Consider the following 22,361-nt stretch of genomic DNA (forward strand, 5'->3'; position numbering starts at 1 on the left):
TTTCACCCACACGAGAATATTCAATGGCTACCGGGATCAGTTCTGCCCCCCTTTCATCGCGGCATTTGCTCGCGTCGGCGGTGGGTTTGGCAGTGGCTGCGCAGGGAGGTTTCAGTTATGCAGCGGAGACTGCAGCAGATGACAACACAGGCGTAATCCAGCTCGGCGCGACCAGCATTGAAGGTCAAGCCCAAAGCACCAGCACTTACAACCCTGTGGCCCCCTCTTCCCCCAAGTACACCGAAGCGCTGCGCGACACCCCGCAGACGATCACGGTCGTACCCAAGGAGGTCATTCATGACCAAAACCTGCTGACTCTGCGCGATGTGCTCAGCACCGTGCCGGGCATCACCTTTGGTGCCGGTGAAGGTGGCAGTGGTTATGGCGACAGCATCAACCTGCGGGGGTTTTCCGCCAGTGGTGACATCTACGTCGATGGCGTGCGCGACAGCGCGCAATACAGCCGCACCGACCCCTTCAACCTGGAGCAGGTCGAAGTCGTCAGCGGCGCAAGTTCGGTGTATTCGGGTTCGGGCGCGGTGGGCGGCACCATCAACCTGGTGACCAAGCAGCCGGAGTTGCGTGACAAAACCACCGTCAGCGCCGGTATTGGCACCGATAGCTACAAGCGCTTTACCCTGGACTCCAACAGCCAGCTCAACGACACCACCGCATTTCGTTTGAACCTGATGGCCCATGGTAACGACGTGCCCGGCCGCGATTATGAAGATTACTCGCGCTGGGGCATTGCGCCCTCCATCGCCTTTGGCTTGGGTACGCCTACCCGCGTGACCGTCAGCTATGAGCACCAGAAAGACGACAACACCCCGCAATACGGCATCCCCATCTACAACGGCAAACCAATGCCGGGCGTGGGCTGGAGTGATTTCTACGGCTATCACAACATCAATGACCAGCAGATCACCTCGGATGCATTCAGCCTGAAGCTCGAACATGACTTCAATGATTCCGTGTCCGTGCGCAACTTCAGCCGCGTCGAGCGTGTGCGCCAGGAATTGCGCGCCTCAGGCCCCGAGGGCGCCCAGGCCGGCTGCCTGGCCAGCGGCACCCAGATCACCGGCGCGCCCTGCCCCACAGGCCTGGCCCCCGGTTTCTTCCAGCCCGCCGGTGGCTCACTGGGTAACGAGCGCAACACCCAGAACAAAATGTTCACCAACCAGACCGACGTAACCAGCCGCTTCAGCACCGGTTTCATCGACCACACGCTGGTGACCGGTATTGCGATCAGCCGCGAGGAATACCAGGCAGACACCGGCAAATGGCTGACCAACAGCAATGGCACCGCGATCGTTCCGCCGCCGGTCAGCTTCAGCGATCCGAACTCCGACTGGACAGGCCCGGTCAACTTCACCCGTGCCGCCCACGTCGACGGCGCACTGAACAACCGCGCCGCCTATGCCTTCGACACCCTCAAGCTCAACCCGCAGTGGGAAATCAACGGCGGCCTGCGTTACGAGCATAACGCCGGCAGTTCGGTGACCAATGCCTACTCCCCCGCTGGCGTGGAAACCCCTGGTACCCGTTTCGGCCAAGCGGATGACCTGACGTCTTACCGCCTCGCACTGGTCTACAAACCGGTGGAAAACGGCAGCTTCTATATCGCCTACGGCAACAGCAAGACGCCGTCGCAATCCAGCGTCAACGGGGGTTGCTTCACTCCAGCCAAGACCTCAAGCGGGGCCACCAACAACTGCAACGTCGCCCCGGAAACCGCCGTCAGCTATGAAATCGGCACCAAGTGGGACTTCCTCGACAATGCCCTGTCAGTCACCGGTGCGATTTTCCGCAATGACCGCACCAACTACAAAGTCGCCGACCCCGACCCCACCAACCTCAGCGGCTCGCAATCGCTCGACGGCAAAGCCCGCGCCGACGGCGTAGCCCTGGGCCTGAGTGGTGCGATCACAGAACGCTGGAGGGTCTTCGCCAACTACACCTACCTGGACACCCGCGTACTGCGCAGCGCCAGCGACTTTACCCTGGCAACCACCGGCTTTGACGCGCAGAAAGGTGAGCCCCTGCCGTTCACGCCAAAACACGCCGCCAGCCTGTGGACGGTGTACGACCTGCCGTACAACTTCCAAGTGGGCTACGGCATCACGGCGCAATCCAAGCAATACCTGGTCAGCGCCGCCGGGGCACCGACGGCACCTGGCTACGCAGTGCAGCGTGCGATGCTCGGTTATAAGGTCAACAAACAATTAAACCTGCAGTTGAACGTCAACAACCTGTTCGACAAGGAATACCTGACCCGCATCCGTAACAACGGCTGGGCGGTACCGGGTGATGGTCGTGCAGCGGTGGTTTCGGCTGACTACACCTTCTGATTGCACCGCACACCCTGTGGGAGCTGGCTTGCCTGCGATTGCATCTCCTCGGTACAACCAAAGACCGAGGTGCCTGCATCGCAGGCAAGCCAGCTCCCACATTAATGCTGCACCTGAAACCCATCCGCGACCATTCGGTTTTCCGAACGGCATCCCCCACACCATTCGGTTAACCGGATCGGCCAGTTACAAATTCCCCGTAACACAAACTTAATCTCCTTATAAATCAGCCATATAACCTTTTATCTCGGGTATGGCACGACTCATGCTCTACACTCCCTGACGATTGCCTGAGACGCCTCAGGAGCCGTTACGGGCATTCGCTGTACAAGAGAGCCGCTTAGCCGGCTTCATAAAAAAAACAAATGTCGAGGAAGTATTGATGCGCATCGTTCCCCATATCCTGGGCGCAGCTATCGCTGCTGCTCTGATCAGCACTCCAGTTTTCGCCGCCGAACTCACCGGCACACTGAAGAAAATCAACGACTCCGGCACCATCACCCTCGCGCACCGCGACAGCTCCATTCCGTTTTCCTATATCGCGGACGGTTCGGGCAAACCTGTGGGCTACTCCCACGACATTCAGTTGGCCATCGTTGAAGCCCTGAAAAAAGACCTGAACAAACCCGACCTGAAGACCAAGTACAACCTGGTCACCTCGCAGACTCGTATCCCGTTGATCCAGAACGGCACCGCGGACATCGAGTGCGGCTCCACCACCAACAACGCCGAACGCGCCCAGCAAGTTGATTTCACCGTCAACATCTTCGAAATCGGCACCCGCCTGCTGGTCAAGAAAGACAAGGATGGCAAGCCGTCCTACGCTGACTTTGCCGACCTGAAAGGCAAAAACGTCGTGACCACCGCCGGCACCACGTCCGAGCGCATCATCAAAGCGATGAACGCCGACAAACAAATGGGCATGAACGTCATCTCCGCCAAAGACCACGGCGAATCCTTCCAGATGCTGGAAAGCGGCCGCGCCGTTGCCTTCATGATGGACGACGCCCTGCTGGCCGGCGAAGAAGCCAAGGCCAAGAAGCCGGACGACTGGGTCATCACCGGTACTCCGCAGTCCTTCGAAGCCTACGCGTGCATGGTGCGTAAAGACGACCCGGCCTTCAAAAAGGCTGTGGATGACGCCATCGTCGCCCTGTACAAGTCCGGCGAGATCAACAAGATCTACAGCAAATGGTTCGAGAGCCCGGTTCCGCCAAAAGGCCTGAACCTGAACTTCCCGATGAGCGAAAAAGTTAAAGACCTGATCGCCAACCCAAGCGACAAGCCAGCGCCAGACGTAAAAATCTGATACCTGACTAAGCTTATCTCCTGAGGGAGCCAACCCTCCCTCAGGCGTCTGTTACTACCTGCTGGCTTTAATGTGGAACACTCGACCTGGCGGTTTTCGAGCCGATCGCGTGTGCCTGGCGTTCACCGTCAGGCGGGAAAGGATCTTCCCCAAGCGGGTGCTTGTACATCGATCGATCTCGAGGGGAGACCCTAATGAATTACAACTGGGACTGGGGCGTGTTCTTCAAGTCCACCGGCGTTGGCAGCGAGACTTATCTCGACTGGTACATTGCCGGCCTGGGCTGGACCATTGCCATCGCTGTCGTGGCATGGATTATCGCCTTGTTGCTTGGCTCCATTCTGGGGGTCATGCGCACCGTGCCAAACCGCATCGTATCGGGCATCGCGACCTGCTACGTGGAACTGTTTCGTAACGTGCCACTGCTGGTTCAGCTGTTTATCTGGTACTTCCTGATACCCGACCTGCTGCCGCAAAACCTGCAGGACTGGTACAAACAAGACCTCAACCCGACCACCTCGGCTTACCTCAGTGTTGTGGTGTGCCTGGGCCTGTTCACCGCCGCTCGCGTGTGTGAGCAAGTGCGTACCGGTATCCAGGCGCTGCCACGCGGCCAGGAGTCTGCCGCGCGCGCCATGGGCTTCAAGCTGCCGCAGATCTACTGGAACGTACTGCTGCCGCAGGCCTACCGGATCATCATTCCGCCGCTCACCTCGGAATTCCTCAACGTGTTCAAGAACTCCTCCGTGGCGTCCTTGATCGGCTTGATGGAACTGCTGGCGCAAACCAAACAGACCGCAGAGTTTTCGGCGAACCTGTTTGAAGCCTTCACCCTGGCCACGCTGATCTACTTCACTTTGAACATGAGCCTGATGTTGCTGATGCGCCTGGTCGAGAAGAAAGTCGCGGTGCCCGGCCTGATCTCCGTGGGGGGTAAATAATGGACTTCGATTTCAGCGGCATCATCCCCGCCATGCCCGGCCTGTGGAACGGCATGATCATGACCTTGCAGTTGATGGTCATGGGCGTAATCGGTGGCATCGCATTGGGTACCGTACTGGCGCTCATGCGCCTGGGGTCCAACAAACTCCTGGCCAACCTGGCCGGCGCTTATGTGAACTACTTCCGCTCGATCCCGCTGCTGCTGGTGATCACCTGGTTCTACCTGGCGGTGCCGTTCGTGTTGCGCTGGATCACTGGCGAAGACACCCCGATCGGCGCGTTCACCTCCTGCGTCGTGGCCTTCATGATGTTCGAAGCTGCGTACTTCTGTGAAATCGTGCGGGCCGGCGTGCAATCGATTCCCAAGGGCCAGATGGGCGCAGCCCAGGCGATGGGCATGACCTATGGCCAGACCATGCGTCTGATCATTCTGCCCCAGGCGTTCCGCAAGATGACCCCGTTGCTGCTGCAACAGTCGATCATCCTGTTCCAGGACACCTCGCTGGTCTACACCGTGGGCCTGGTGGACTTCCTTAACTCCGCCCGCTCCAACGGCGACATCATCGGCCGCTCCAACGAGTTCCTGATCTTCGCCGGTGTCGTCTACTTCATCATCAGCTTTTCCGCCTCGCTGCTGGTCAAGCGTCTGCAAAAAAGGTTTGCCGTATGATCTCTATCAAGAACATCAACAAGTGGTATGGCGACTTCCAGGTGCTGACCGATTGCAGCACTGATGTCAAAAAAGGCGAAGTGATCGTGGTGTGCGGGCCGTCGGGCTCGGGTAAGTCCACCCTGATCAAGTGCGTCAACGCGCTGGAACCGTTCCAGAAGGGCGACATCGTGGTCGACGGCACCTCCATCGCCGACCCGAAAACCAACCTGCCGAAATTGCGCTCGCGCGTGGGCATGGTGTTCCAGCACTTCGAACTGTTCCCGCACCTGACCATCACCGAAAACCTGACCATTGCGCAGATCAAGGTGCTGGGCCGCAGCAAGGAAGAAGCCACCAAGAAGGGCCTGCAACTGCTCGAGCGCGTTGGCCTGTCGGCTCATGCCCACAAACACCCTGGCCAGCTCTCCGGCGGCCAGCAACAACGTGTGGCCATCGCCCGCGCCCTGGCCATGGACCCGATCGTCATGCTGTTCGACGAACCGACCTCGGCGCTGGACCCGGAAATGGTCAACGAAGTGCTCGACGTGATGGTGCAACTGGCTCACGAAGGCATGACCATGATGTGCGTGACCCACGAAATGGGCTTTGCCCGCAAAGTGGCCGACCGCGTGATCTTCATGGATGCCGGCAAGATCATCGAAGACTGCCCGAAAGAAGAGTTCTTCGGCGACATCAGCGCCCGCTCCGAACGCGCCCAGCACTTCCTTGAGAAAATCCTGCAGCACTAAGCATTACAGCGCTTCCACTGTAGAAACCGCGCCCATGTGGGAGCGGGCTTGTGTGGGAGCTGGCTTGCCTGCGATGGCATCACCTCGGCACCCCTGTGACACCGAGGCGTCTGCATCGCGGGCAAGCCCGGCTCCCACAAAAGCCAGGCCCCACACAAACAGGTCCATGCCAGGGCTGGCAAGCTCTGGTTGACCCAAGGCATCTGTGATGAAATGCGACCCCAACCAATTTCGCGCCGCACCGCCATCACTTGCCGTGAAACCACGCCTGATTCGCCAACTGTTCCTGCCGCCACTGATCATCGCCCTGATGATCGGCCTGGGTTATATCGGCTTTTGGGTCAGTGAGTACTATGGCATCCGCACCCTCAGCGACACTGGCGAACGTCAGCTGGAGCTGCATGCCCGCACCGTCGAAAGCGAACTGAGCAAATACACCTACCTGCCCAGCCTGCTGGAACTGGAGTCCAGCGTCTCCACGCTGCTGGCCGACCCGAGCCAGGAAACCCGGCAACCGGTCAATGATTACCTCGAAGGCTTGAACCGCCGCAGCCGCAGCCGGGCCATCTACGTGATGGACACCACCGGCCGCGTACTGGCTACCAGTAACTGGCGTGACGCTGACAGTTACCAGGGTGAAGACCTGTCCTTCCGCGCCTATTTCCAAAATGCCGTACGCGGCCAGCCCGGGCGTTTCTATGGCGTGGGCAGCACCAATGGCGAAGCCGGTTACTACCTGGCCCACGGCCTGGAAGAACACGGCAAGATCATCGGCGTGGCCGTGGTCAAGGTGCGCCTCGAAGCCCTGGAAGAACGCTGGCAACGCGCGCGTCTCGAGGCTTTTGTCAGCGACGAGAACGGCATCATCATTCTGTCCAGCGACCCGGCCCGCCGCCTCAAGGCCGTGCGCCCGCTGAGCGACGAAACCAAGGAACGCCTGGCCCACAGCCTGCAATATTACTGGGCGACACTGAACGAGCTGGAACCTCTGGCCCGCGAGCGCCTCAACGAAGGCAACGAAAAACTGACCTTTCCCGCCAACAGCGAAGTGGTCAACGATGAACACGAAGTCAGCTACCTGGCGCAAACCCGCCCGCTCTCCGACACCCCGTGGAATTTCACCCTGCTCACGCCGCTCAATGACCTGCGTCGCGCGGCGATCAACCAGGGCATCCTGGTGGCAGTCGCGTTTGGTCTGGTCGCGTTTTTGCTGATTGCCTGGAACGAGCGGCGCAAGGTCATCGCCACTCGCCTCGCCGCGCGCGAGGCCTTGCAGGAAGCCAACAGCCAGCTGGAACGGCGGATTGCCGAACGCACCGCCGACCTGCGCGCCAGCAACGAACGCCTCAAGAGCCAGATACGCGAACGGCGCCAGGCCGAAGAAACCCTGCGCCACGCCCAGGATGAACTGGTACAGGCCGGTAAACTGGCGGCCATCGGTCAGATGTCTACCAGCATCGCCCACGAATTGAACCAGCCGCTTGCGGCCTTGCGTACGCTATCGGGCAACACGGTGCGCTTCCTTGAGCGTGGCGCCCTCGATACCGCCAGCACCAACCTCAAGACCATCAACGAACTGATCGACCGCATGGGCCGCATCACCGCCAGCCTGCGTTCGTTTGCCCGGCGCGGCGACGACCAGGGTGAAGCCAACCTCGGCAAAGCCGTGGATGCCGCGTTTCAAGTGCTGGGCGCGCGCCTGGACGGCTTGGCATTGAAGGTGAACCGCGACTTCGCCAACGCCCGGTTGCAGATCGACCAGACGCGCCTGGAGCAGATTCTGGTCAACCTGATCGGCAACGCCCTGGACGCCATGCAGGCGCAACCGGCCCCTGAACTGTGGCTGGACGGCCACAGCGTTGACGACAAGTACCGCCTGCAAGTACGCGACAACGGCCACGGCATCGACCCCGAGGCGCGCAAGCATTTGTTCGAACCGTTTTTCACCACCAAGCCCGGCGAGCAAGGCCTGGGCCTGGGCCTGACCCTGTCCGCCAGCCTCGCGGCGGCCACCGGCGGCAACCTCGCCGTGGAACACCCGGCCAGTGGTGGTACTGCCTTTGTCTTGTGCCTGCCGCTGGCGGGCACTCAAAAAGCTGAGTCGACATGAATACAGATTCGAAAGACCTCACCGTTCTGATCGTCGAAGACGACCCCCATGTACTGCTCGGCTGCCAGCAGGCCCTGGCACTGGAAGACATTCCCAGCGTGGGCGTGGGCAGTGCCGAAGAAGCGCTCAAGCGCATCGGCGAGAACTTTGCCGGCATTGTCATCAGCGATATCCGCCTGCCCGGCATCGACGGCCTGGAACTGCTGACCCGCCTCAAGTCCCTGGATAAAAGCCTGCCGGTGGTGCTGATCACCGGGCATGGCGATATCTCCATGGCGGTGGGCGCGATGCGCAACGGCGCCTACGATTTCATGGAAAAACCCTTCTCCCCCGAGCGCCTGGTCGACGTGGCGCGCCGCGCCTTGGAGCAGCGCGGGCTGGCGCGGGAAGTCTGGTCGTTGCGTCGCCAATTGGCCGAGCGCGACTCCCTGGAAGGCCGCATCATCGGCCGCTCGCCGGCCATGCAGAACCTGCGCGAGCTGATCGCCAACGTGGCCGACACCTCGGCCAACGTACTGATCGAAGGCGAAACCGGCACCGGCAAGGAACTGGTCGCGCGCTGCCTGCATGATTTCAGCCGGCGTCACTCGCACCAATTCGTAGCGCTGAACTGCGGCGGCCTGCCGGAAAACCTCTTCGAAAGCGAAATTTTCGGCCACGAAGCCAACGCCTTTACCGGCGCCGGTAAACGCCGGATCGGCAAGATCGAGCACGCCCACGAAGGCACGCTGTTCCTCGATGAAGTGGAAAGCATGCCGATCAACCTGCAGATCAAGTTGCTGCGGGTGTTGCAGGAGCGCACCCTCGAACGCCTGGGCTCCAACCAGAGCGTGGCGGTGGATTGCCGCGTGATTGCCGCCACCAAGTCCGACCTTGACGAGCTGAGCCGCGCCAGCCAATTTCGCAGCGACCTGTATTACCGCCTCAATGTGGTCACCCTGGAACTGCCACCCCTGCGCGAACGCCGCGAAGACATCCTGCACCTGTTCGAACACTTCCTGCAGCAGTCCTCACTGCGCTTTGACCGCAGCGTGCCGGAGCTGGATAACCAGACGGTGTCGACCCTGATGAGCCACGACTGGCCGGGCAACGTGCGGGAACTGCGCAACGTCGCCGAGCGCTTTGCCCTGGGCCTGCCAGCCTTCAAGAAAAGCGGTGCCGGCGCCAGCAACCACGGCCTGGCGTTTACCGAGGCGGTGGAGGCATTTGAACGCAACTTGCTCAACGACGCCTTGCAGCGCAGCGGCGGCAACCTGACCCAGGCCAGCCTGGAACTGGGAATGGCCAAGACCACGCTGTTCGACAAGGTCAAGAAATACGGGTTGAGCCACTGATGGATCTATTCTTGAAAGCCGCCATCGGCGCGGCGGTGGTGTTGATCCTGGCGGCGCTGGCCAAGACCAAAAACTACTACATCGCCGGGCTGGTGCCGCTGTTTCCGACCTTTGCGCTGATCGCGCATTACATCGTCGGCAAGGGCCGTTCGGTGGACGATTTGAAGACCACGATCCTGTTCGGGATGTGGTCGATCATTCCGTATTTTGTGTATTTGGCGACGCTGTACGTGATGGTTGACCGGATGCGGCTGGAGGCGTCGCTTGCGGTGGCCGCGGTGGCATGGTTGATGGCGGCGACGCTGCTGGTGAGCGTGTGGGTGCGCGTGCACAGCTGACTGTGGGAGCGGGCTTGCTCGCGAAAGCGGTCTGTCAGCAACTTATGTGTAGCTGACCCACCGCTTTCGCGAGCAAGCCCGCTCCCACATTTAGATCGTTGGCAGACTGAGAAATCAGCGAATGATTTTCTCGACCTGAATCCCCAGCTTCTTCAAGCGGTACCAGAAGCTCCTTTCGGAAATCCCGATCTTCGACGCGGCGGCAGCCTGCACGCCGTTGCTCTCGTTCAGCGCGGCCAGAATGTAGGTTTTCTCGACCTCGGCCAGCGCCGCATCAAGGTCCGCCGGCACGCCCGGGTTGTCGCCGAGCAGTGCGGTAACCCCTTCTTCGGCAGGCCTGGAGGCGAACAGGTAAGCCGGCAGGTCGATGTCTTCAATCACCGGTTTGGCCGCAACGATGGTCGCGCGCTCCACACAGTTCTGCAGTTCACGGATATTGCCCGGCCAGTTGTAAGCCGCCATGGCCTGCAGCGCCTCGGGGCTGAAGCCGGTGATGCGCTTGCCGGCAGTAGCGCTCAGGGTATGGGCAAAGTGCCGCGCCAGGGGCACGATATCTTCGGCGCGCTCGCGCAGGGCCGGCAGCGGAATCGGGAACACGTTGAGGCGGTAATACAGGTCTTCGCGAAACTCTTTATTAGCCACCGCATCCAGCAGGTTCTTGTTGGTGGCAGCGATGACCCGCACGTCCACCTTGCGCTCGCGCGGGTCGCCCACAGGCTCGATCACCCGCTCTTGCAACGCACGCAGAATCTTGGCTTGCAACGCCAACGGCATATCGCCCACTTCGTCCAGGAACAAGGTGCCCTGGTCTGCCTGCATAAAGCGCCCTACCCGGTCCGCCACGGCGCCGGTGAACGCGCCTTTGCGGTGGCCGAACATCTCGCTTTCCAGCAGGCCTTCGGGGATGGCGGCGCAGTTGACCGCCACGAACGGTTTGTCGGCGCGGCTGCCATGCTTGTGGATGGCGCGGGCGACCATTTCCTTGCCCGTGCCGCTTTCGCCGGTCAGCAGGATGGTTGCATTGCTGTCGCGTACCGAATCGATCGCGTGCAGCACCTGGCGAAACGCCGGGCTGTCACCCACCAGGCTGTCGAACTGCGCATGCTGGTCGAGCTCGGCACGCAAGCGTGCGTTGTCGCGCAGGATGTCGCGAAATTGCAGGGCCTTGGCCACGGTGATGTCCAGCTCGTCGATATCGAACGGCTTGGCGATGTAGTCGTAGGCGCCATTGCGCATCGACTGCACGGCGTTTTTCACTGTGCTGTAGGCGGTCATCACGATCACCGGCAAATCCGGGAAGCGCACTTTGATTTCGGCCAGCAGCGCCGGCCCGTCCATGCCGGGCATGCGCCAGTCGCTGATCACCAGGTCGATGTCTTCCTGCTCCAGCACTTTGAGCGCATGCAGGCCGTTGCTCGCGGTAAACACTTGAAGGCCGTTCTGGCTCAGGGCCGACGTCAGCAAGTCACAGAGCTTGGGTTCATCGTCGACCACCAATACGTTATGCGTCATGACCTTCCTCATCATCGCCGTCGTCTTCACCCTGAGCCGGAATGTACAGGCTAAAGGTGGCGCCGGCATCTTTCTCACTGGCGCATTCAATGCTGCCATCGTGACTTTCCATGATCGAATAGACTTTCGCCAGACCCAACCCCGTGCCCGAGGCCTTGGTGGTGACGAATGGCGTGAAGATGCGCTCAATCATGTCCGCCGGGATGCCTTGGCCGGTGTCGGCGATGCTAATCACCGTGTTGTGCTCCACCGTGCGAATGCCCACGGTCAGGCGCCCGCCTTCGGGCATGGCATCAATGGCGTTGAGAATCAGGTTCAGGCACGCCTGCTTGAGCTGCTTGGCGTCGGCATACAAGGTCGCTCCCGGCGCCTGGTCATCGATTTGCGCATCGATAGTGTGGGTGGCCAGCTCCGGGCTGCAAAAACCCAGGATCTCCTCCACCAACGGGCGTGCCGGCTGCAACACGCGCAACGGCGCGTTGGGCTTGGCGAAATCAAGAAACTCGGTGATCAGGTCATTGATGCGGCTGACTTCGCTGATCACGTATTCCAGGTGGCGCTTGTCGGTTTCCGGCAGGTCGACGCGCCGGTGCAGCAACTGGGTGGCGGTCTTGATGATGCCCAACGGATTGCGGATTTCGTGCGCCAGGCCCATGGCGACTTCACCCAGGGCGTGCAGCCGGTCGCGGCGGCGCAGCTGGGCTTCGAGGTGGTGCAGCTCGCCCAAGCGCTCGGTCATGTGGTTGAAGGTGCTGCTCAGTTGCGCCAGTTCGTCGCCGCCGGAGACCAGTACGCGGTGCTCATAATTGCCCGAGATCACCGCATTCACGCCTTGGGATAAGTCCCGCAGCGGTTTGGTCAGGCGTCGCGACACCAATACGCCAGCCCCCAGGGACAAGGCCGAACTGAGCAGGAAAATCAGCACGAACAGGTTGCTCTGGTTCACCAAGCCCACCAGGCTGGTATGGCGCAGCAGGCCGCTGAAGATCACACCTTGCAGGTCACCCGCGTCATTGAAGATCGGCCAGTACAAACCGCTGTAGTTATTGGTGAACTGCTCGCTCGGCTGCTTGGTGGCACGCATGGCCTTCTCGACACTGGTCGGGATGCGCGAAGGGTGGTTTTCAAAACGCTGGGTCGAAAAAATCTCTGAAAACCCCGTGGGGTTCGCCAGGTAGAGGCGCAGGTCGAGGGAATGCACATCGGCCACACTGGTCAGGAAGCTGCTGTCCAGGTAGGTGGCAACCAGCAGCAAATAATCGACGCCCTCCTGGGTGGTTTCGAAGGTCGAGACCACCAGGCCCGTACTCACGCCGGCCACTTGCACTGTCTGCAACACGGCGTTGCTGGTCAGGTCGATCTGCTTGACGATGTCGTCGGACGCCGTGCTGAACATTACCTTGTGGTCACTGCTGCGGATCAGCGCGACCACGTCGATATCCGTGGCATCCGCGATGTCGGCGGTCAGCCGGTCATGCTTGGCCGCCTGCTTGCTCGAAGGCGGGCTGGTGTAGCGCAGGAACAGCTTGGCCATGCGCGCATTGTCATGAAGGATGTCGCCAATCTCGTCCTTGACGATCTTGGTCGACTCTTGCAGCCAGATACGCACGTTACTGTCGAAAATCTGCGACAACGTGGTCGCCGCCAGTTCGGCCGCGATCATGGTGGGAATGACGCTGACCAGCCAAAACGCCAGCACCAGCTTGCGCTGGACGCTCCAGCGCGAGATGGCAAAGGGGCGGGCTTTCTGGCGGGTCTTGGTGATCATCAGGTTTCGCTTATCGCAGCAGCCATGGCAGGGTCGGATCGATCCGGTCGGAGAAATATTTTCGCAAGCTTGAGCACCGTATTCACCAACCAATTCCGGTGACGGAAAAACATACTGTTGCCCTGGAATTCACACCCCAGGCGCAGCTTACTGGCATACCCCTCCTGGCCGCACTCATACACCGGGATATTGTGCGCAATACAATAGTCGACATTGGTCAGCCAGCTCCGAAAGTAGAGGTTGTACTCACGGCTGAACGTCCGGTCATGCCCGAAGAACTTGTCGATCAAACGGTGCTGGTCCAGCAGGATCAGGTTGAAGGCCACCAGATGCTCGTCCACCCAGTAAAGTACACAGACTGCACGGTGTTCAAGGCGTTCAAGGATGCCGGTGAAGTAGCTGGCCGGCAGGCGTTCGAACTGTAAATCGGCGCGGCTGAGGGTGTCTTCGTACAGACGCATGACGTGCGGCAACACATCATCGATATTGTGCCGCCACTCCACCCGCGGACCCGGCGCACGCAGTTTGCGGCGCAGATCCTTGCGGGTCGCTTTGCACAACGACCCCAGGTAGGCGTCGACCGAACCATAAGGCACGCTCAACAACCCGCTGGGCAAACTCGGCATGCTTTGAAAGCCCGCAGCACGGCAACTGGCGGCCCAGTGCGGGTCTTTGGTCGGCACATCTTTCACCGCCACCAGGCCCACGCCAAATTCGTTGGCATCCTGGCGCGCGGCCTGCAACAAGTGCTTGAGCAACAAGGGGCGCCGCGCCTCAGGCACGCTACTGGCAACCCCCGCGTCGCAACGCTCGGCGACCGGTGAGCCGATGGCATACAACTGCAGCTGTAAAACACCCGGCCACAGCCGCTCCAGGCGCTCGGTAAAGCGCTTGCCGCTGCCTGACACCGTGGTGTCGAGGCGATAATCCGTGATGAACGCGGCGGCAACTGCCACCACTGTTCCGTGTTCGTAAACAGCCAGGTAGCGCCATTTGAAATCAACAATGGCCGCGCTTTCCACGGCCACGTAATAGTCCCAATCCTCCAGGGCACCGGGGAAACAGTCGTTCCAGGTACTGCGCTGGATGGCCCGGATAGTCGAGAAGGCTTGGGCGGTGATCACGTCTGTTCCTCAGGCTCAGGCCCGCTGTCGATAATCTTCGGGGGCGTGGTAAACCGCGGTGTGCTGCTCGACAAACTCGGCGCTCAACTCGATCACCCGGCGGTACTGCAAATCGACGGTGATCATGTGGTAGCAGTTGTCCAACAGAATCTTGGTCACGGGGCCGCCGAGGTGGCGCTCCACGTAATCAGCGTTCCAGCGGCTGGTGATGTCATCCTCGATGGAATGCAGCACCAACGCCGGCACCTTGACCTCGGGCATGCGTTTTTTGACCACGGCATTCATCCGGTGCAACTCACGCACCGTGATGCCTTCCATGGTCAGCAAACCGGCCTCGCTGCTCTCCCCTTCCTTCATCTGGCGCTCGACGATCGCCCGCAGGCGCTCGTTCTTGATGCCATACGGCGGCTTCTCTTCGAAGCGGCAGATGTGCACGCCGAACGGGATCTTCATCAGCAACGGCGTCAAAAACGCCAGCTTGTGAATGCTCCAGCCGTCGTACTTCAAGGTGGTCGAATACATCAACAGCCCGGCAACTTGCCCCGGGTGCTCGGCGGCCACGTACATCGACATCACCGCGCCCATGGACAAGCCACCGACAAACACTTGCTCGTGGCGTTGTTTGACCTGGGCGAAGGTTTTGCGCACGCCTTCGTACCAGTCCAGCCAACCGGTGGCCTGCAGGTCGCTGTTATCGCCGCAGTGCCCGGCCAGGGTGGGCACGTACACCGTGCAATTACCCGCCTTGGCCAGGCCTTTGGCGACCTGGCGCAATTCCGTCGGGGTGCCGGTCAGGCCGTGGATCAACAGGATCCCGACCGGACCTTCACCGAGAACGAAGCCGGCATCACCTTCACCGAGGTCGATCCCGAGGTTGTTCACCGTTTAGTCGCTCGCACCAGCAGTTGCTCGAGGAGTTTCAGGCCCAGGTCGATTTCCGGGTAGCTGATTTCCAGGGACGGTGCCAGGGTGATCACGTTTTTGTAGTAGCCGCCCACGTCGAGGATCAGGCCGAGTTTCTGACCGTCAACGATCATGTCGCCTTTCATGCCTTCTTCGACCATGTAGTCCAGGGTCGCCTTGTCTGGGGTGAAGCCGTCGGGGCCGCAGATTTCGCAGCGCAGGGCCAGGCCCAGGCCGTCGACGTCGCCGATGATCGGGAAACGCTTCTGCAGGTCTTGCAGGCCTTCCAGGAAGTATTTGCCCTTGGCCATGACCATCGCGCCGTAATCGACTTCGTTGGTCATCTTGAACATTTCCAGACCGACTGCCGTGCCCAACGGGTTGGAGGCGAAGGTGGAGTGGGTCGAACCTGGCGGGAAGACCTTAGGGTTGATCAGCTCTTCACGGGCCCAGATGCCGCCCAGCGGGTTGAGGCCGTTGGTCAGCGCCTTGCCGAAAACGATCACGTCCGGCTGCACGTCGAAGTGCTCGATCGACCACAGTTTGCCGGTGCGGTAGAAGCCCATCTGGATCTCGTCGGAGACCATCAGGATGCCGTGCTGATCCAGCACTTGCTTCAATTCGCGGTAGAAGTTCATCGGCGGGATCACGTAGCCGCCGGTGCCCTGGATCGGCTCGACGTAGAAGGCGGCGTATTCACACTGGTTGGTTTTCGGGTCCCAGACGCCGTTGTATTCGGTCTCGAACAGACGGGCGAACTGCTGCACGCACTGGCTGCCGTATTCTTCCTTGGTCATGCCTTTCGGGCCACGGAAGTGGTACGGGAACGGAATGAAGTTGGCACGTTCGCCAAAGTGGCCGTAGCGGCGACGGTAGCGGAAGCTCGAGGTAATCGACGACGCGCCGAGCGTACGGCCGTGGTAGCCGCCTTCGAAGGCGAACATCAGGCTCTTGCCGTTGGAGGCGTTACGCACCACTTTCAGGGAGTCTTCGATCGACTGCGAACCGCCGACGTTGAAGTGTACGCGACCGTCGAGGCCGAATTTCTTCTTGGCATCGACCGCGATCATTTCCGACAGCTCGATCTTGCCTTTGTGCAGGTACTGGCTGGCGATTTGCGGCAGGGTATCGATCTGCTGTTTCAGCGCGTTGTTCAGGCGTGGGTTGGCGTAGCCGAAGTTAACGGCCGAGTACCACATTTGCAGGTCGAGGTAGGCCTGGTCTTCGGTGTCCCACACGTAGGAGCCTTCGCAACGGCTGAAAATACGCGGTGGCTCGATGTAGTGAACGGTGTCGCCGTAGGAGCAGTACTTGGCTTCTTTATCCAGAAGAATCTGGTCTTCGGCGGTGGCGATTCGGATATCAGACATGGTGGAAGAGTTCCTGATTTTCAACAGAGAGGTCAGTAGCAGTGAAGGTGGTGGCGTTGGCGGCGATGCCCATTGGCAGCTTGGCCAGCAGCGCAGGCACTTCGGCGAAAGTGTCGAAACGCGCGTGAGGAATATGGTTGGCGACGCAGTAGTCAGCGAGGCTGCCTTTGGCGAAGACGAAATCGGCGGTGGAGGCCACGCACATATCGGACTTGCCGTCGCCGATCACCAGCACGCGCTTGTTGCGCGGGGTGGATTTGCACTTGCAGTTGCCGGAAGCGGCACGGCAGGCATCGCTGGAATACGGGAAGTCGATGCGCCAGCTGTTCTGGTCGACCTGGCGCAGGCGGTTGGCGAGGATCGGCAGCAGCGTCACGTAGTTGCGCGACAGGATGCGCGCGATGCCTTGCTCGATGCCGTCGCTGACCACTTCGATGGTCGCGCCCAGGCCCATGACGTGGTCGACGAAATCCGGGAAGTCCGGGTCGATCTCGACGCTGTCGAAATACGCCAGCAGTTCAGCGGGGGTGGCCTTGATCAGTGCCAGTTGACGGCTCAGGCATTCGCGTGAACCGATGTGCCCATCCAGCCATTCCTGCTCGATGGTTTCCCACTCCGGGCCGGCGAAGCGTTGGAGGACGTTGTCGATGACATCGGTGGGGGTAATGGTCCCATCGAAATCACACACGATATGCCAGTGAATCATCTGCGTTGTACCTTGGAAGGGCGCGCTCTGTGCGCTTGCAGAAGGGGTAGAGCAGGGATTGTGCCAACTGAACGAAACCCGGCGGGGCTGGGGCTTTGGCCGTTACGCCGGGAGTTTTGTGTCGCAGGAGCTACAATTTTTGTAGCTTGCTACAAACAAGATGAGTGCTTGCGCCAGAGCCGCCCTTCGCGCGTGAATGCGCGCATGTTCAGATAAGGAATACGCTCCATGTTCAAGGTCACTTCTGCTGTATTCGCCGGTTTGTTGGGGCTGTGGGGCTTTTCCGGCACCGTATTGGCCGAAGGCATCACCGGTGAAGTCGGTGCGGGCGTCAGCTATCAGCCCCACGACCCGACCGGCAGCCGTTACGAAACCCAGCCGATTCCCTACTTCGACCTCGACTGGGGCAATGTCAGCCTGGGGACCGACGACGGCCTGACCTGGAGCGCACTCAATACCCACGGCATTACTGCCGGCCCGTACATCAACTACCTTTCGGGGCGCACGGCCAACGGCTCGCTGCGCGGTTTGCGTGACGTACAGGACGCGGCGGAGGTCGGCGGCTTCATTCAATATGCCCCGGCCGAGTTCTGGCGTGTGTACGCTCAGGTCGGCCACGCAGTCGGCGGCGCGCGCGACCAAAGCGGGGTGTTGGGCAAGCTGGGCGGGGAGCTGGGCTATCCGCTGGGTGGCGGGATTATCGGCAGCACGGGCTTGATGGCGCATTTTGCCGACGCGCGTCAGACCCAGGCGTTTTTCGGGGTGGATGACAAGGATTCTGCGGCTTCAGGCTTTCGCCCTTATAACGCCAGCGGGGGTTTTCAGAACCTGACGCTGACGCAGAGTTTTGAATTCCCGCTGGATACCCATTGGTCGTTGCTGACCAGCGCCAGCTGGGTGCACCTGGTCGGTTCGGCAGCCAACAGCAGCATCGTCAAAGAGACGGGCGACGTGAACCAGGGCCAGGTGCAGACGGCGATCAGTTACAAGTTTGATTGATGGGCAGGAGGCGCCCTCCTGAGCTAATTTCTAACGCCATACTCGGTCAAAAATGTGGGAGCGGGCTTGCTCGCGAATGCGGCGTGTCAGTCAACAGATTCACCGGCTGACACACCGTATTCGCGAGCAAGCCCGCTCCCACATTTGGATCTCCACACGCCTGAGAGCAAGCGCCCGTCAAACTCTTCAGCCCTTGGCTTCGCTGATGATCTGCCGTATCGCCCCGACAAAGGCTTCAGCCGGCTGCCCGCCGCTGACGGCGTACTGGTCGTTGAAAACGATGGTCGGCACCGACGTCACGCCCCGCGAAACCCACAGTTGCTCCTGCTCACGCACTTCGGCGGCGTATTCATCCGAGGCGAGAATCTCGGCCGCACGTTTGATATCCAGCCCGACACTTTCGGCGATGATCGCCAGGGTCGCGTGGTCGGACGGGTCCTGACCGTCGCTGAAGTACGCCTTGAACAGCGCTTCCTTGAGGTTGTACTGCAACCCTTCAAGCCCGGCCCAATGCAACAGGCGATGGGCGTCGAAGGTGTTGTAGATGCGGCTCTGCCCATCGGTGCGGAAGGCAAACCCCAACGCGGCACCCATGTCGCGAATGCGCTCGCGGTTCGCCTGGGATTGCTCGGCGGTGGAGCCGTATTTCTCAGTGATGTGCTCGACGATGTTTTGCCCTTCAGCCGGCATGTTCGGGTTCAGCTCGAACGGCTGGAAATGGATCTCGGCCTGCACCTCGGCGCCCAGCTGGTCGAGGGCTTCAGTCAAACCACGCAGGCCGATGATGCACCAGGGGCAGGACACGTCGCTGACGAAATCGATTTTCAGGGGAGTACTCATGGCTGGGAGACCTCGCTGGCTTCAGTGAGCCGCAAAAGCTCCACGATACACCAACTTCACAGCACCTTCGAAGGCTCGCCCAAGTCAATTTGCGCCCAATGCGCGGCATCTTCACGATGGGCTTTGAGGTACGGCAGCACCGCCGTCAACAGCGGCGCCTTGAACGCCTCCTGGAAACGATGGGCCATCCCGGGGATCAGTTTCAGCTGGCTGCCCTGGATATGCGCGGCCAGGTGCACGCCATGCATCACCGGCAACAATGGGTCAGCGGTACCGTGTACCACCAGCGTGGGCACGCGCAGTTGGTTGAGCAAAGGCACCCGGCTCGGTTCGGCGAGGATCGCCATGATCTGGCGCTTCACGCCGTCGGGGTTGAAGGCGCGGTCATAGGACAGCGCCGCCTGATGCAGCAACACCTGGCGATCATCTTTCACATAAGGGCTGCCCAACGCCGCGAGCAAATCGGCTTGCTGCTCCAGCGCCACTTCGCGGTTCGGTGCGCTGCGCCGTGACAGCAACTGCACCAGCGCCGCACTCGGTGCCGGCAGGCCTTCGGCGCCGGAACTGGTCATGACCAGGGTCAGGCTTTCGACCCGTTGCGGCGCCATGGCCGCCAGGTGCTGGGCGATCATGCCGCCCATGCTCGCGCCCAGCACGTGGAATTGCTGGATCTGCAACGCGTCCATCAAGCCCAGGGCATCATCCGCCATGTCGGTCAGGGTGTACGGCGCCGCCACGGGCAAGCCGAGCTTGTAGCGCAGCACTTCAAAGGTCAGGTTGGCGCTGGCCGGGGCCTGGCGCCAGGTAGACAAGCCGACGTCACGGTTGTCGTAGCGAATCACCCGAAAACCTTGCTGGCACAGGGCGACGACCACCTCATCCGGCCAGTGGATCAACTGCCCGCCCAAGCCCATCACCAGCAGCAAGGCAGGGTCGGACGCACGGCCGATGCTCTGGTAGGCGATGCTCACCTTTTCCAGGTCGACCGTTTGAGTCGGGACATTGACATCACATCGAGAAGCCGCAAAAGACGGCAGGCCGAACAGTAGAGCGGCCAGTAAAAGCAACACGCGCATGAAAAACACCGAAACGCAGAACCCCAGTAGAGCGCGAGTCTGATGAAGTTTGTTCAAGCGCGCTGCCACAGTTGCGTGACAGTTTGATGAAGAGTGCCCAGCGGTCATGTTTTGTCGACAGGCGCGCCAACATGAGACAAACTCACGCAATTCGAATTCGCCACAAATTGTTTTCATGGAGAGCCCGTGCTCGAAATCCGTCATCTCAAGACCCTGCACGCCTTGCGCGAGGCCGACAGCCTGGTGGAAGCCGCCGAGCGGCTGCACCTGACGCAGTCGGCGCTGTCCCATCAGTTCAAGGAGCTGGAAGAGCGCCTGGGCATGCCGCTGTTTGTGCGCAAGACCAAGCCACTGCGCTTTACCAGCGCCGGCTTGCGCCTGCTGCAACTGGCCGACGCGACCCTGCCGCTGCTGCGCGGCGCCGAGCGCGATATCGCGCGGTTGGCCGGCGGCACCGCCGGGCGCTTGCACATGGCCATTGAGTGCCACAGTTGTTTCCAGTGGCTGATGCCGACCATCGACCAGTTCCGCGACGCCTGGCCGGAAGTCGAACTGGACCTGGCTTCAGGTTTCGCCTTCGCCCCGCTGCCGGCGCTGGCCCGTGGCGACCTCGACCTGGTAGTAACGTCCGACCCGCTGGAGCTGCCGGGCATCACCTATGTGCCGCTGTTCACCTACGAAGCCATGCTCGCGGTGGCCAACCAGCACGTGCTGGCGCACAAGGCGTATATCGTGCCGGAAGACCTGTTGACCGAAACCCTGATCACCTACCCGGTGGAACGCGACCGCCTGGACATCTTCACGCGCTTCCTCGAACCCGCCGATGTAGAGCCCGCGCAGGTACGCACGTCGGAGCTGTCGGTGATGATGATGCAGCTGGTGGCCAGCGGCCGTGGTGTGTGCGGCATGCCCCATTGGGCGCTGCATGAATACAGTTCGCGCGGTTACGTGAAGGCCAAGCGGCTGGGTGAGAAAGGCTTGTTTGCGACGCTGTATGCGGGGATCCGCGCGGACATGCTGGATGCGCCGTATATGCGCGATTTCTTGCTGACGGCCAAGGACACGTCGTTTTCGACGCTGGATGGGGTCAGCGCCGTTCGCTGAGCAACTCCTGATACTCGGCACCAATGAAGATCAAATGTGGGAGCGGGCTTGCTCGCGAAAGCGGTGTGTCAGTCAACTTATGTGTAGCTGACACACCGTATTCGCGAGCAAGCCCGCTCCCACATTTTGATCTTCACTGGTCTTGCAACTTGCACCACATGTGAATCTTGTCGAAGTAATCCTCACCCACCCGCACCGCCAGCGGCTCCAGACCGTACTGGATAAACCCGCAACGCCGGTACAACGCAAAGGCAGCGTCGTTGCCGGCGGTGACGGTCAGCTGGATCAGTTTGAGGCGCGGATGCTTGCACGCCTCGGCGAGTGCCGCCTCGACCAGCTGGCGGCCCAACCCTTTGTGCTGGTGGGCCCGGGTCACGTACATCCCAAACAGCGTCACCTTGTGCCGCGCCTTCTCGCGCGGCTCGAAGGCCAGGCCGACGATCCCTGCCAGCTCATCGCCTTCAAAGCCGCCGAGCAACTGGTCCAGCGGGCCGCTCAGGCGTTTTTCCCACCAGCTCAACGGCATCGCGGCGCGCTCGGCAACGCTGGAGGTGAACGCCTGGGGATAGGCGCCGTAAGCCTCCAGCATCAGCGCCCGGTAGGCCTCGGCATCGCCGCCGCCCAGGGTGCGGATGATCATGCCGTGAGGGATGCGCGATAAAACGGCAGGATCAGATCGCGGGTCAACGGAGCCAGCTGCAGGCCACCGTCACCGGCCGGGTCGATCCAGCGCACTTCTTCGATTTCAGCGGCGGGCATTACCGGCACGTCGATGTGCACCTGGAACAGTTCGGCTTCTACGGTAAACCCCGGTTCGTTGGCGGCGGGAGCGGAAAAGTTGCCGAGGTAAATGGCGTCGCTGGGTTCGATCTGTAAATTCAACTCTTCATGCAATTCACGGGCGAGCGCCTCTGCCGGTTGCTCGCCGGCGTCGATTTTGCCGCCGGGCTGCATGAAGGCCTGGGTGCCGCGCTTGCGCACCAGCAGGGTCTGGCCGTCGCTGCCGATCAACAGGGCGGCGGCGATGCGGATGGTGGAAGTCATGAAAGGGTCGCCTTGAACGCAAAGGCGCAAGGATCACATGCCCACCGGCACGCCGCAATCCAATGTGGGAGCGGGCTTGCTCGCGAAGGCGGTGTATCAGTTAACGGTACTGTGACTGACCCAACGCTTTCGC

The 22,361-nt window shown here is 60.9% G+C and carries 20 protein-coding genes; 10 read left to right on the forward strand and 10 right to left on the reverse strand.

Translation table 11 applies throughout. The annotated features are described in order from the left end of the window. Nucleotides 1-23 precede the first annotated feature (23 nt). The 8 genes from AB4P94_RS00530 to AB4P94_RS00565 all read left to right on the forward strand — a co-directional run bounded on the left by AB4P94_RS00530 (nt 24) and on the right by AB4P94_RS00565 (nt 9,782). On the forward strand, nt 24-2,348 hold the full coding sequence (locus AB4P94_RS00530) for a TonB-dependent receptor (protein WP_395608958.1): 2,325 nt from the start codon (nt 24-26) through the stop codon (nt 2,346-2,348). Nucleotides 2,349-2,730: 382 nt separating this feature from the next. Continuing rightward, complete coding sequence (locus AB4P94_RS00535) at nt 2,731-3,657, forward strand: glutamate/aspartate ABC transporter substrate-binding protein (protein ID WP_395608959.1); 927 nt, start codon at nt 2,731-2,733, stop codon at nt 3,655-3,657. 194 nt (nt 3,658-3,851) lie between these two features. After that, nucleotides 3,852-4,598, forward strand: a complete 747-nt coding sequence (locus AB4P94_RS00540; protein ID WP_065906793.1) for an amino acid ABC transporter permease — start codon at nt 3,852-3,854, stop codon at nt 4,596-4,598. Then, on the forward strand, nt 4,598-5,269 hold the full coding sequence (locus AB4P94_RS00545; protein WP_395608960.1) for an amino acid ABC transporter permease: 672 nt from the start codon (nt 4,598-4,600) through the stop codon (nt 5,267-5,269). The genes AB4P94_RS00540 and AB4P94_RS00545 overlap by 1 nt, the downstream gene beginning before the upstream one ends. Further along, entirely contained in the window at nt 5,266-6,000 is a 735-nt protein-coding gene (locus tag AB4P94_RS00550; protein ID WP_049709764.1) for an amino acid ABC transporter ATP-binding protein, read from the forward strand. The genes AB4P94_RS00545 and AB4P94_RS00550 overlap by 4 nt, the downstream gene beginning before the upstream one ends. A gap of 208 nt (nt 6,001-6,208) precedes the next feature. Beyond that, nucleotides 6,209-8,110: an ATP-binding protein gene (locus tag AB4P94_RS00555; RefSeq protein WP_395608961.1), complete on the forward strand. Its 1,902-nt coding sequence runs from the start codon at nt 6,209-6,211 to the stop codon at nt 8,108-8,110. 53 nt (nt 8,111-8,163) lie between these two features. Next, entirely contained in the window at nt 8,164-9,444 is a 1,281-nt protein-coding gene (locus tag AB4P94_RS00560) for a sigma-54-dependent transcriptional regulator (protein WP_395611409.1), read from the forward strand. Further along, entirely contained in the window at nt 9,444-9,782 is a 339-nt protein-coding gene (locus tag AB4P94_RS00565; protein ID WP_395608962.1) for a GlpM family protein, read from the forward strand. The genes AB4P94_RS00560 and AB4P94_RS00565 overlap by 1 nt, the downstream gene beginning before the upstream one ends. Nucleotides 9,783-9,896: 114 nt before the next feature. Here the strand turns inward: AB4P94_RS00565 and AB4P94_RS00570 are convergent, their stop codons facing one another. From AB4P94_RS00570 to AB4P94_RS00595, 6 genes are read right to left on the reverse strand one after another with little or no spacing between them, the layout of a single operon-like run. Next, nucleotides 9,897-11,294, reverse strand: a complete 1,398-nt coding sequence (locus AB4P94_RS00570) for a sigma-54-dependent transcriptional regulator (RefSeq protein WP_395608963.1) — start codon at nt 11,292-11,294, stop codon at nt 9,897-9,899. Beyond that, complete coding sequence (locus AB4P94_RS00575; protein WP_395608964.1) at nt 11,284-13,062, reverse strand: ATP-binding protein; 1,779 nt, start codon at nt 13,060-13,062, stop codon at nt 11,284-11,286. The genes AB4P94_RS00570 and AB4P94_RS00575 overlap by 11 nt, the downstream gene beginning before the upstream one ends. After that, nucleotides 13,062-14,186 (reverse strand): GNAT family N-acetyltransferase, encoded by a 1,125-nt coding sequence (locus tag AB4P94_RS00580; RefSeq protein WP_395608965.1) that lies wholly within the window; start codon nt 14,184-14,186, stop codon nt 13,062-13,064. The genes AB4P94_RS00575 and AB4P94_RS00580 overlap by 1 nt, the downstream gene beginning before the upstream one ends. Before the next feature lie 15 nt (nt 14,187-14,201). Continuing rightward, nucleotides 14,202-15,068, reverse strand: a complete 867-nt coding sequence (locus tag AB4P94_RS00585; protein ID WP_395608966.1) for an alpha/beta hydrolase — start codon at nt 15,066-15,068, stop codon at nt 14,202-14,204. Next, entirely contained in the window at nt 15,065-16,459 is a 1,395-nt protein-coding gene (locus tag AB4P94_RS00590; protein WP_395608967.1) for an aspartate aminotransferase family protein, read from the reverse strand. Before AB4P94_RS00590 ends, AB4P94_RS00585 begins: the two co-directional genes overlap by 4 nt. Then, on the reverse strand, nt 16,452-17,165 hold the full coding sequence (locus AB4P94_RS00595) for an MtnX-like HAD-IB family phosphatase (protein WP_395608968.1): 714 nt from the start codon (nt 17,163-17,165) through the stop codon (nt 16,452-16,454). The genes AB4P94_RS00590 and AB4P94_RS00595 overlap by 8 nt, the downstream gene beginning before the upstream one ends. Nucleotides 17,166-17,393: 228 nt before the next feature. On the opposite strand from AB4P94_RS00595, the gene AB4P94_RS00600 reads away from it, so the two are divergent. Then, the gene (locus tag AB4P94_RS00600) at nt 17,394-18,164 is read left to right on the forward strand and encodes a MipA/OmpV family protein (RefSeq protein ID WP_395608969.1); all 771 of its coding nucleotides are present in this window, start codon (nt 17,394-17,396) and stop codon (nt 18,162-18,164) included. Nucleotides 18,165-18,350: 186 nt separating this feature from the next. Here AB4P94_RS00600 and AB4P94_RS00605 read toward each other — a convergent pair whose 3' ends face one another. After that, nucleotides 18,351-19,004: a DsbA family oxidoreductase gene (locus AB4P94_RS00605; RefSeq protein WP_395608970.1), complete on the reverse strand. Its 654-nt coding sequence runs from the start codon at nt 19,002-19,004 to the stop codon at nt 18,351-18,353. Nucleotides 19,005-19,060: 56 nt separating this feature from the next. Continuing rightward, complete coding sequence (locus AB4P94_RS00610; protein WP_395608971.1) at nt 19,061-20,080, reverse strand: alpha/beta fold hydrolase; 1,020 nt, start codon at nt 20,078-20,080, stop codon at nt 19,061-19,063. 186 nt (nt 20,081-20,266) lie between these two features. On the opposite strand from AB4P94_RS00610, the gene metR reads away from it, so the two are divergent. Further along, entirely contained in the window at nt 20,267-21,184 is a 918-nt protein-coding gene (gene metR / locus AB4P94_RS00615; protein WP_395608972.1) for a transcriptional regulator MetR, read from the forward strand. A 133-nt stretch (nt 21,185-21,317) separates the two neighbouring features. Here the strand turns inward: metR and AB4P94_RS00620 are convergent, their stop codons facing one another. Together AB4P94_RS00620 and AB4P94_RS00625 are read right to left on the reverse strand one after the other, a co-directional pair. After that, the gene (locus AB4P94_RS00620) at nt 21,318-21,824 is read right to left on the reverse strand and encodes a GNAT family N-acetyltransferase (RefSeq protein ID WP_395608973.1); all 507 of its coding nucleotides are present in this window, start codon (nt 21,822-21,824) and stop codon (nt 21,318-21,320) included. After that, the gene (locus AB4P94_RS00625) at nt 21,821-22,228 is read right to left on the reverse strand and encodes an NUDIX domain-containing protein (RefSeq protein WP_395608974.1); all 408 of its coding nucleotides are present in this window, start codon (nt 22,226-22,228) and stop codon (nt 21,821-21,823) included. Before AB4P94_RS00625 ends, AB4P94_RS00620 begins: the two co-directional genes overlap by 4 nt. Between the last annotated feature and the right edge of the window lie 133 nt (nt 22,229-22,361).

Origin of the sequence: Pseudomonas sp. B22129, from assembly GCF_044218875.1 — a bacterium.
Taxonomy (GTDB): Bacteria; Pseudomonadota; Gammaproteobacteria; order Pseudomonadales; family Pseudomonadaceae; genus Aquipseudomonas.

Bases quoted from the DNA above. Each gene is read 5' to 3' on its own strand.
- AB4P94_RS00600 (WP_395608969.1), top strand. From the start codon at position 17,394: ATGTTCAAGGTCACTTCTGCTGTATTCGCCGGTTTGTTGGGGCTGTGG.
- AB4P94_RS00575 (WP_395608964.1), bottom strand. From the start codon at position 13,062: ATGATCACCAAGACCCGCCAGAAAGCCCGCCCCTTTGCCATCTCGCGC.
- AB4P94_RS00555 (WP_395608961.1), top strand. From the start codon at position 6,209: ATGAAATGCGACCCCAACCAATTTCGCGCCGCACCGCCATCACTTGCC.
- AB4P94_RS00620 (WP_395608973.1), bottom strand. From the start codon at position 21,824: ATGATCATCCGCACCCTGGGCGGCGGCGATGCCGAGGCCTACCGGGCG.
- AB4P94_RS00570 (WP_395608963.1), bottom strand. From the start codon at position 11,294: ATGACGCATAACGTATTGGTGGTCGACGATGAACCCAAGCTCTGTGAC.
- AB4P94_RS00545 (WP_395608960.1), top strand. From the start codon at position 4,598: ATGGACTTCGATTTCAGCGGCATCATCCCCGCCATGCCCGGCCTGTGG.
- AB4P94_RS00595 (WP_395608968.1), bottom strand. From the start codon at position 17,165: ATGATTCACTGGCATATCGTGTGTGATTTCGATGGGACCATTACCCCC.
- AB4P94_RS00550 (WP_049709764.1), top strand. From the start codon at position 5,266: ATGATCTCTATCAAGAACATCAACAAGTGGTATGGCGACTTCCAGGTG.
- AB4P94_RS00540 (WP_065906793.1), top strand. From the start codon at position 3,852: ATGAATTACAACTGGGACTGGGGCGTGTTCTTCAAGTCCACCGGCGTT.
- AB4P94_RS00605 (WP_395608970.1), bottom strand. From the start codon at position 19,004: ATGAGTACTCCCCTGAAAATCGATTTCGTCAGCGACGTGTCCTGCCCC.
- AB4P94_RS00610 (WP_395608971.1), bottom strand. From the start codon at position 20,080: ATGCGCGTGTTGCTTTTACTGGCCGCTCTACTGTTCGGCCTGCCGTCT.
- AB4P94_RS00625 (WP_395608974.1), bottom strand. From the start codon at position 22,228: ATGACTTCCACCATCCGCATCGCCGCCGCCCTGTTGATCGGCAGCGAC.
- AB4P94_RS00535 (WP_395608959.1), top strand. From the start codon at position 2,731: ATGCGCATCGTTCCCCATATCCTGGGCGCAGCTATCGCTGCTGCTCTG.
- AB4P94_RS00565 (WP_395608962.1), top strand. From the start codon at position 9,444: ATGGATCTATTCTTGAAAGCCGCCATCGGCGCGGCGGTGGTGTTGATC.
- AB4P94_RS00590 (WP_395608967.1), bottom strand. From the start codon at position 16,459: ATGTCTGATATCCGAATCGCCACCGCCGAAGACCAGATTCTTCTGGAT.
- AB4P94_RS00530 (WP_395608958.1), top strand. From the start codon at position 24: ATGGCTACCGGGATCAGTTCTGCCCCCCTTTCATCGCGGCATTTGCTC.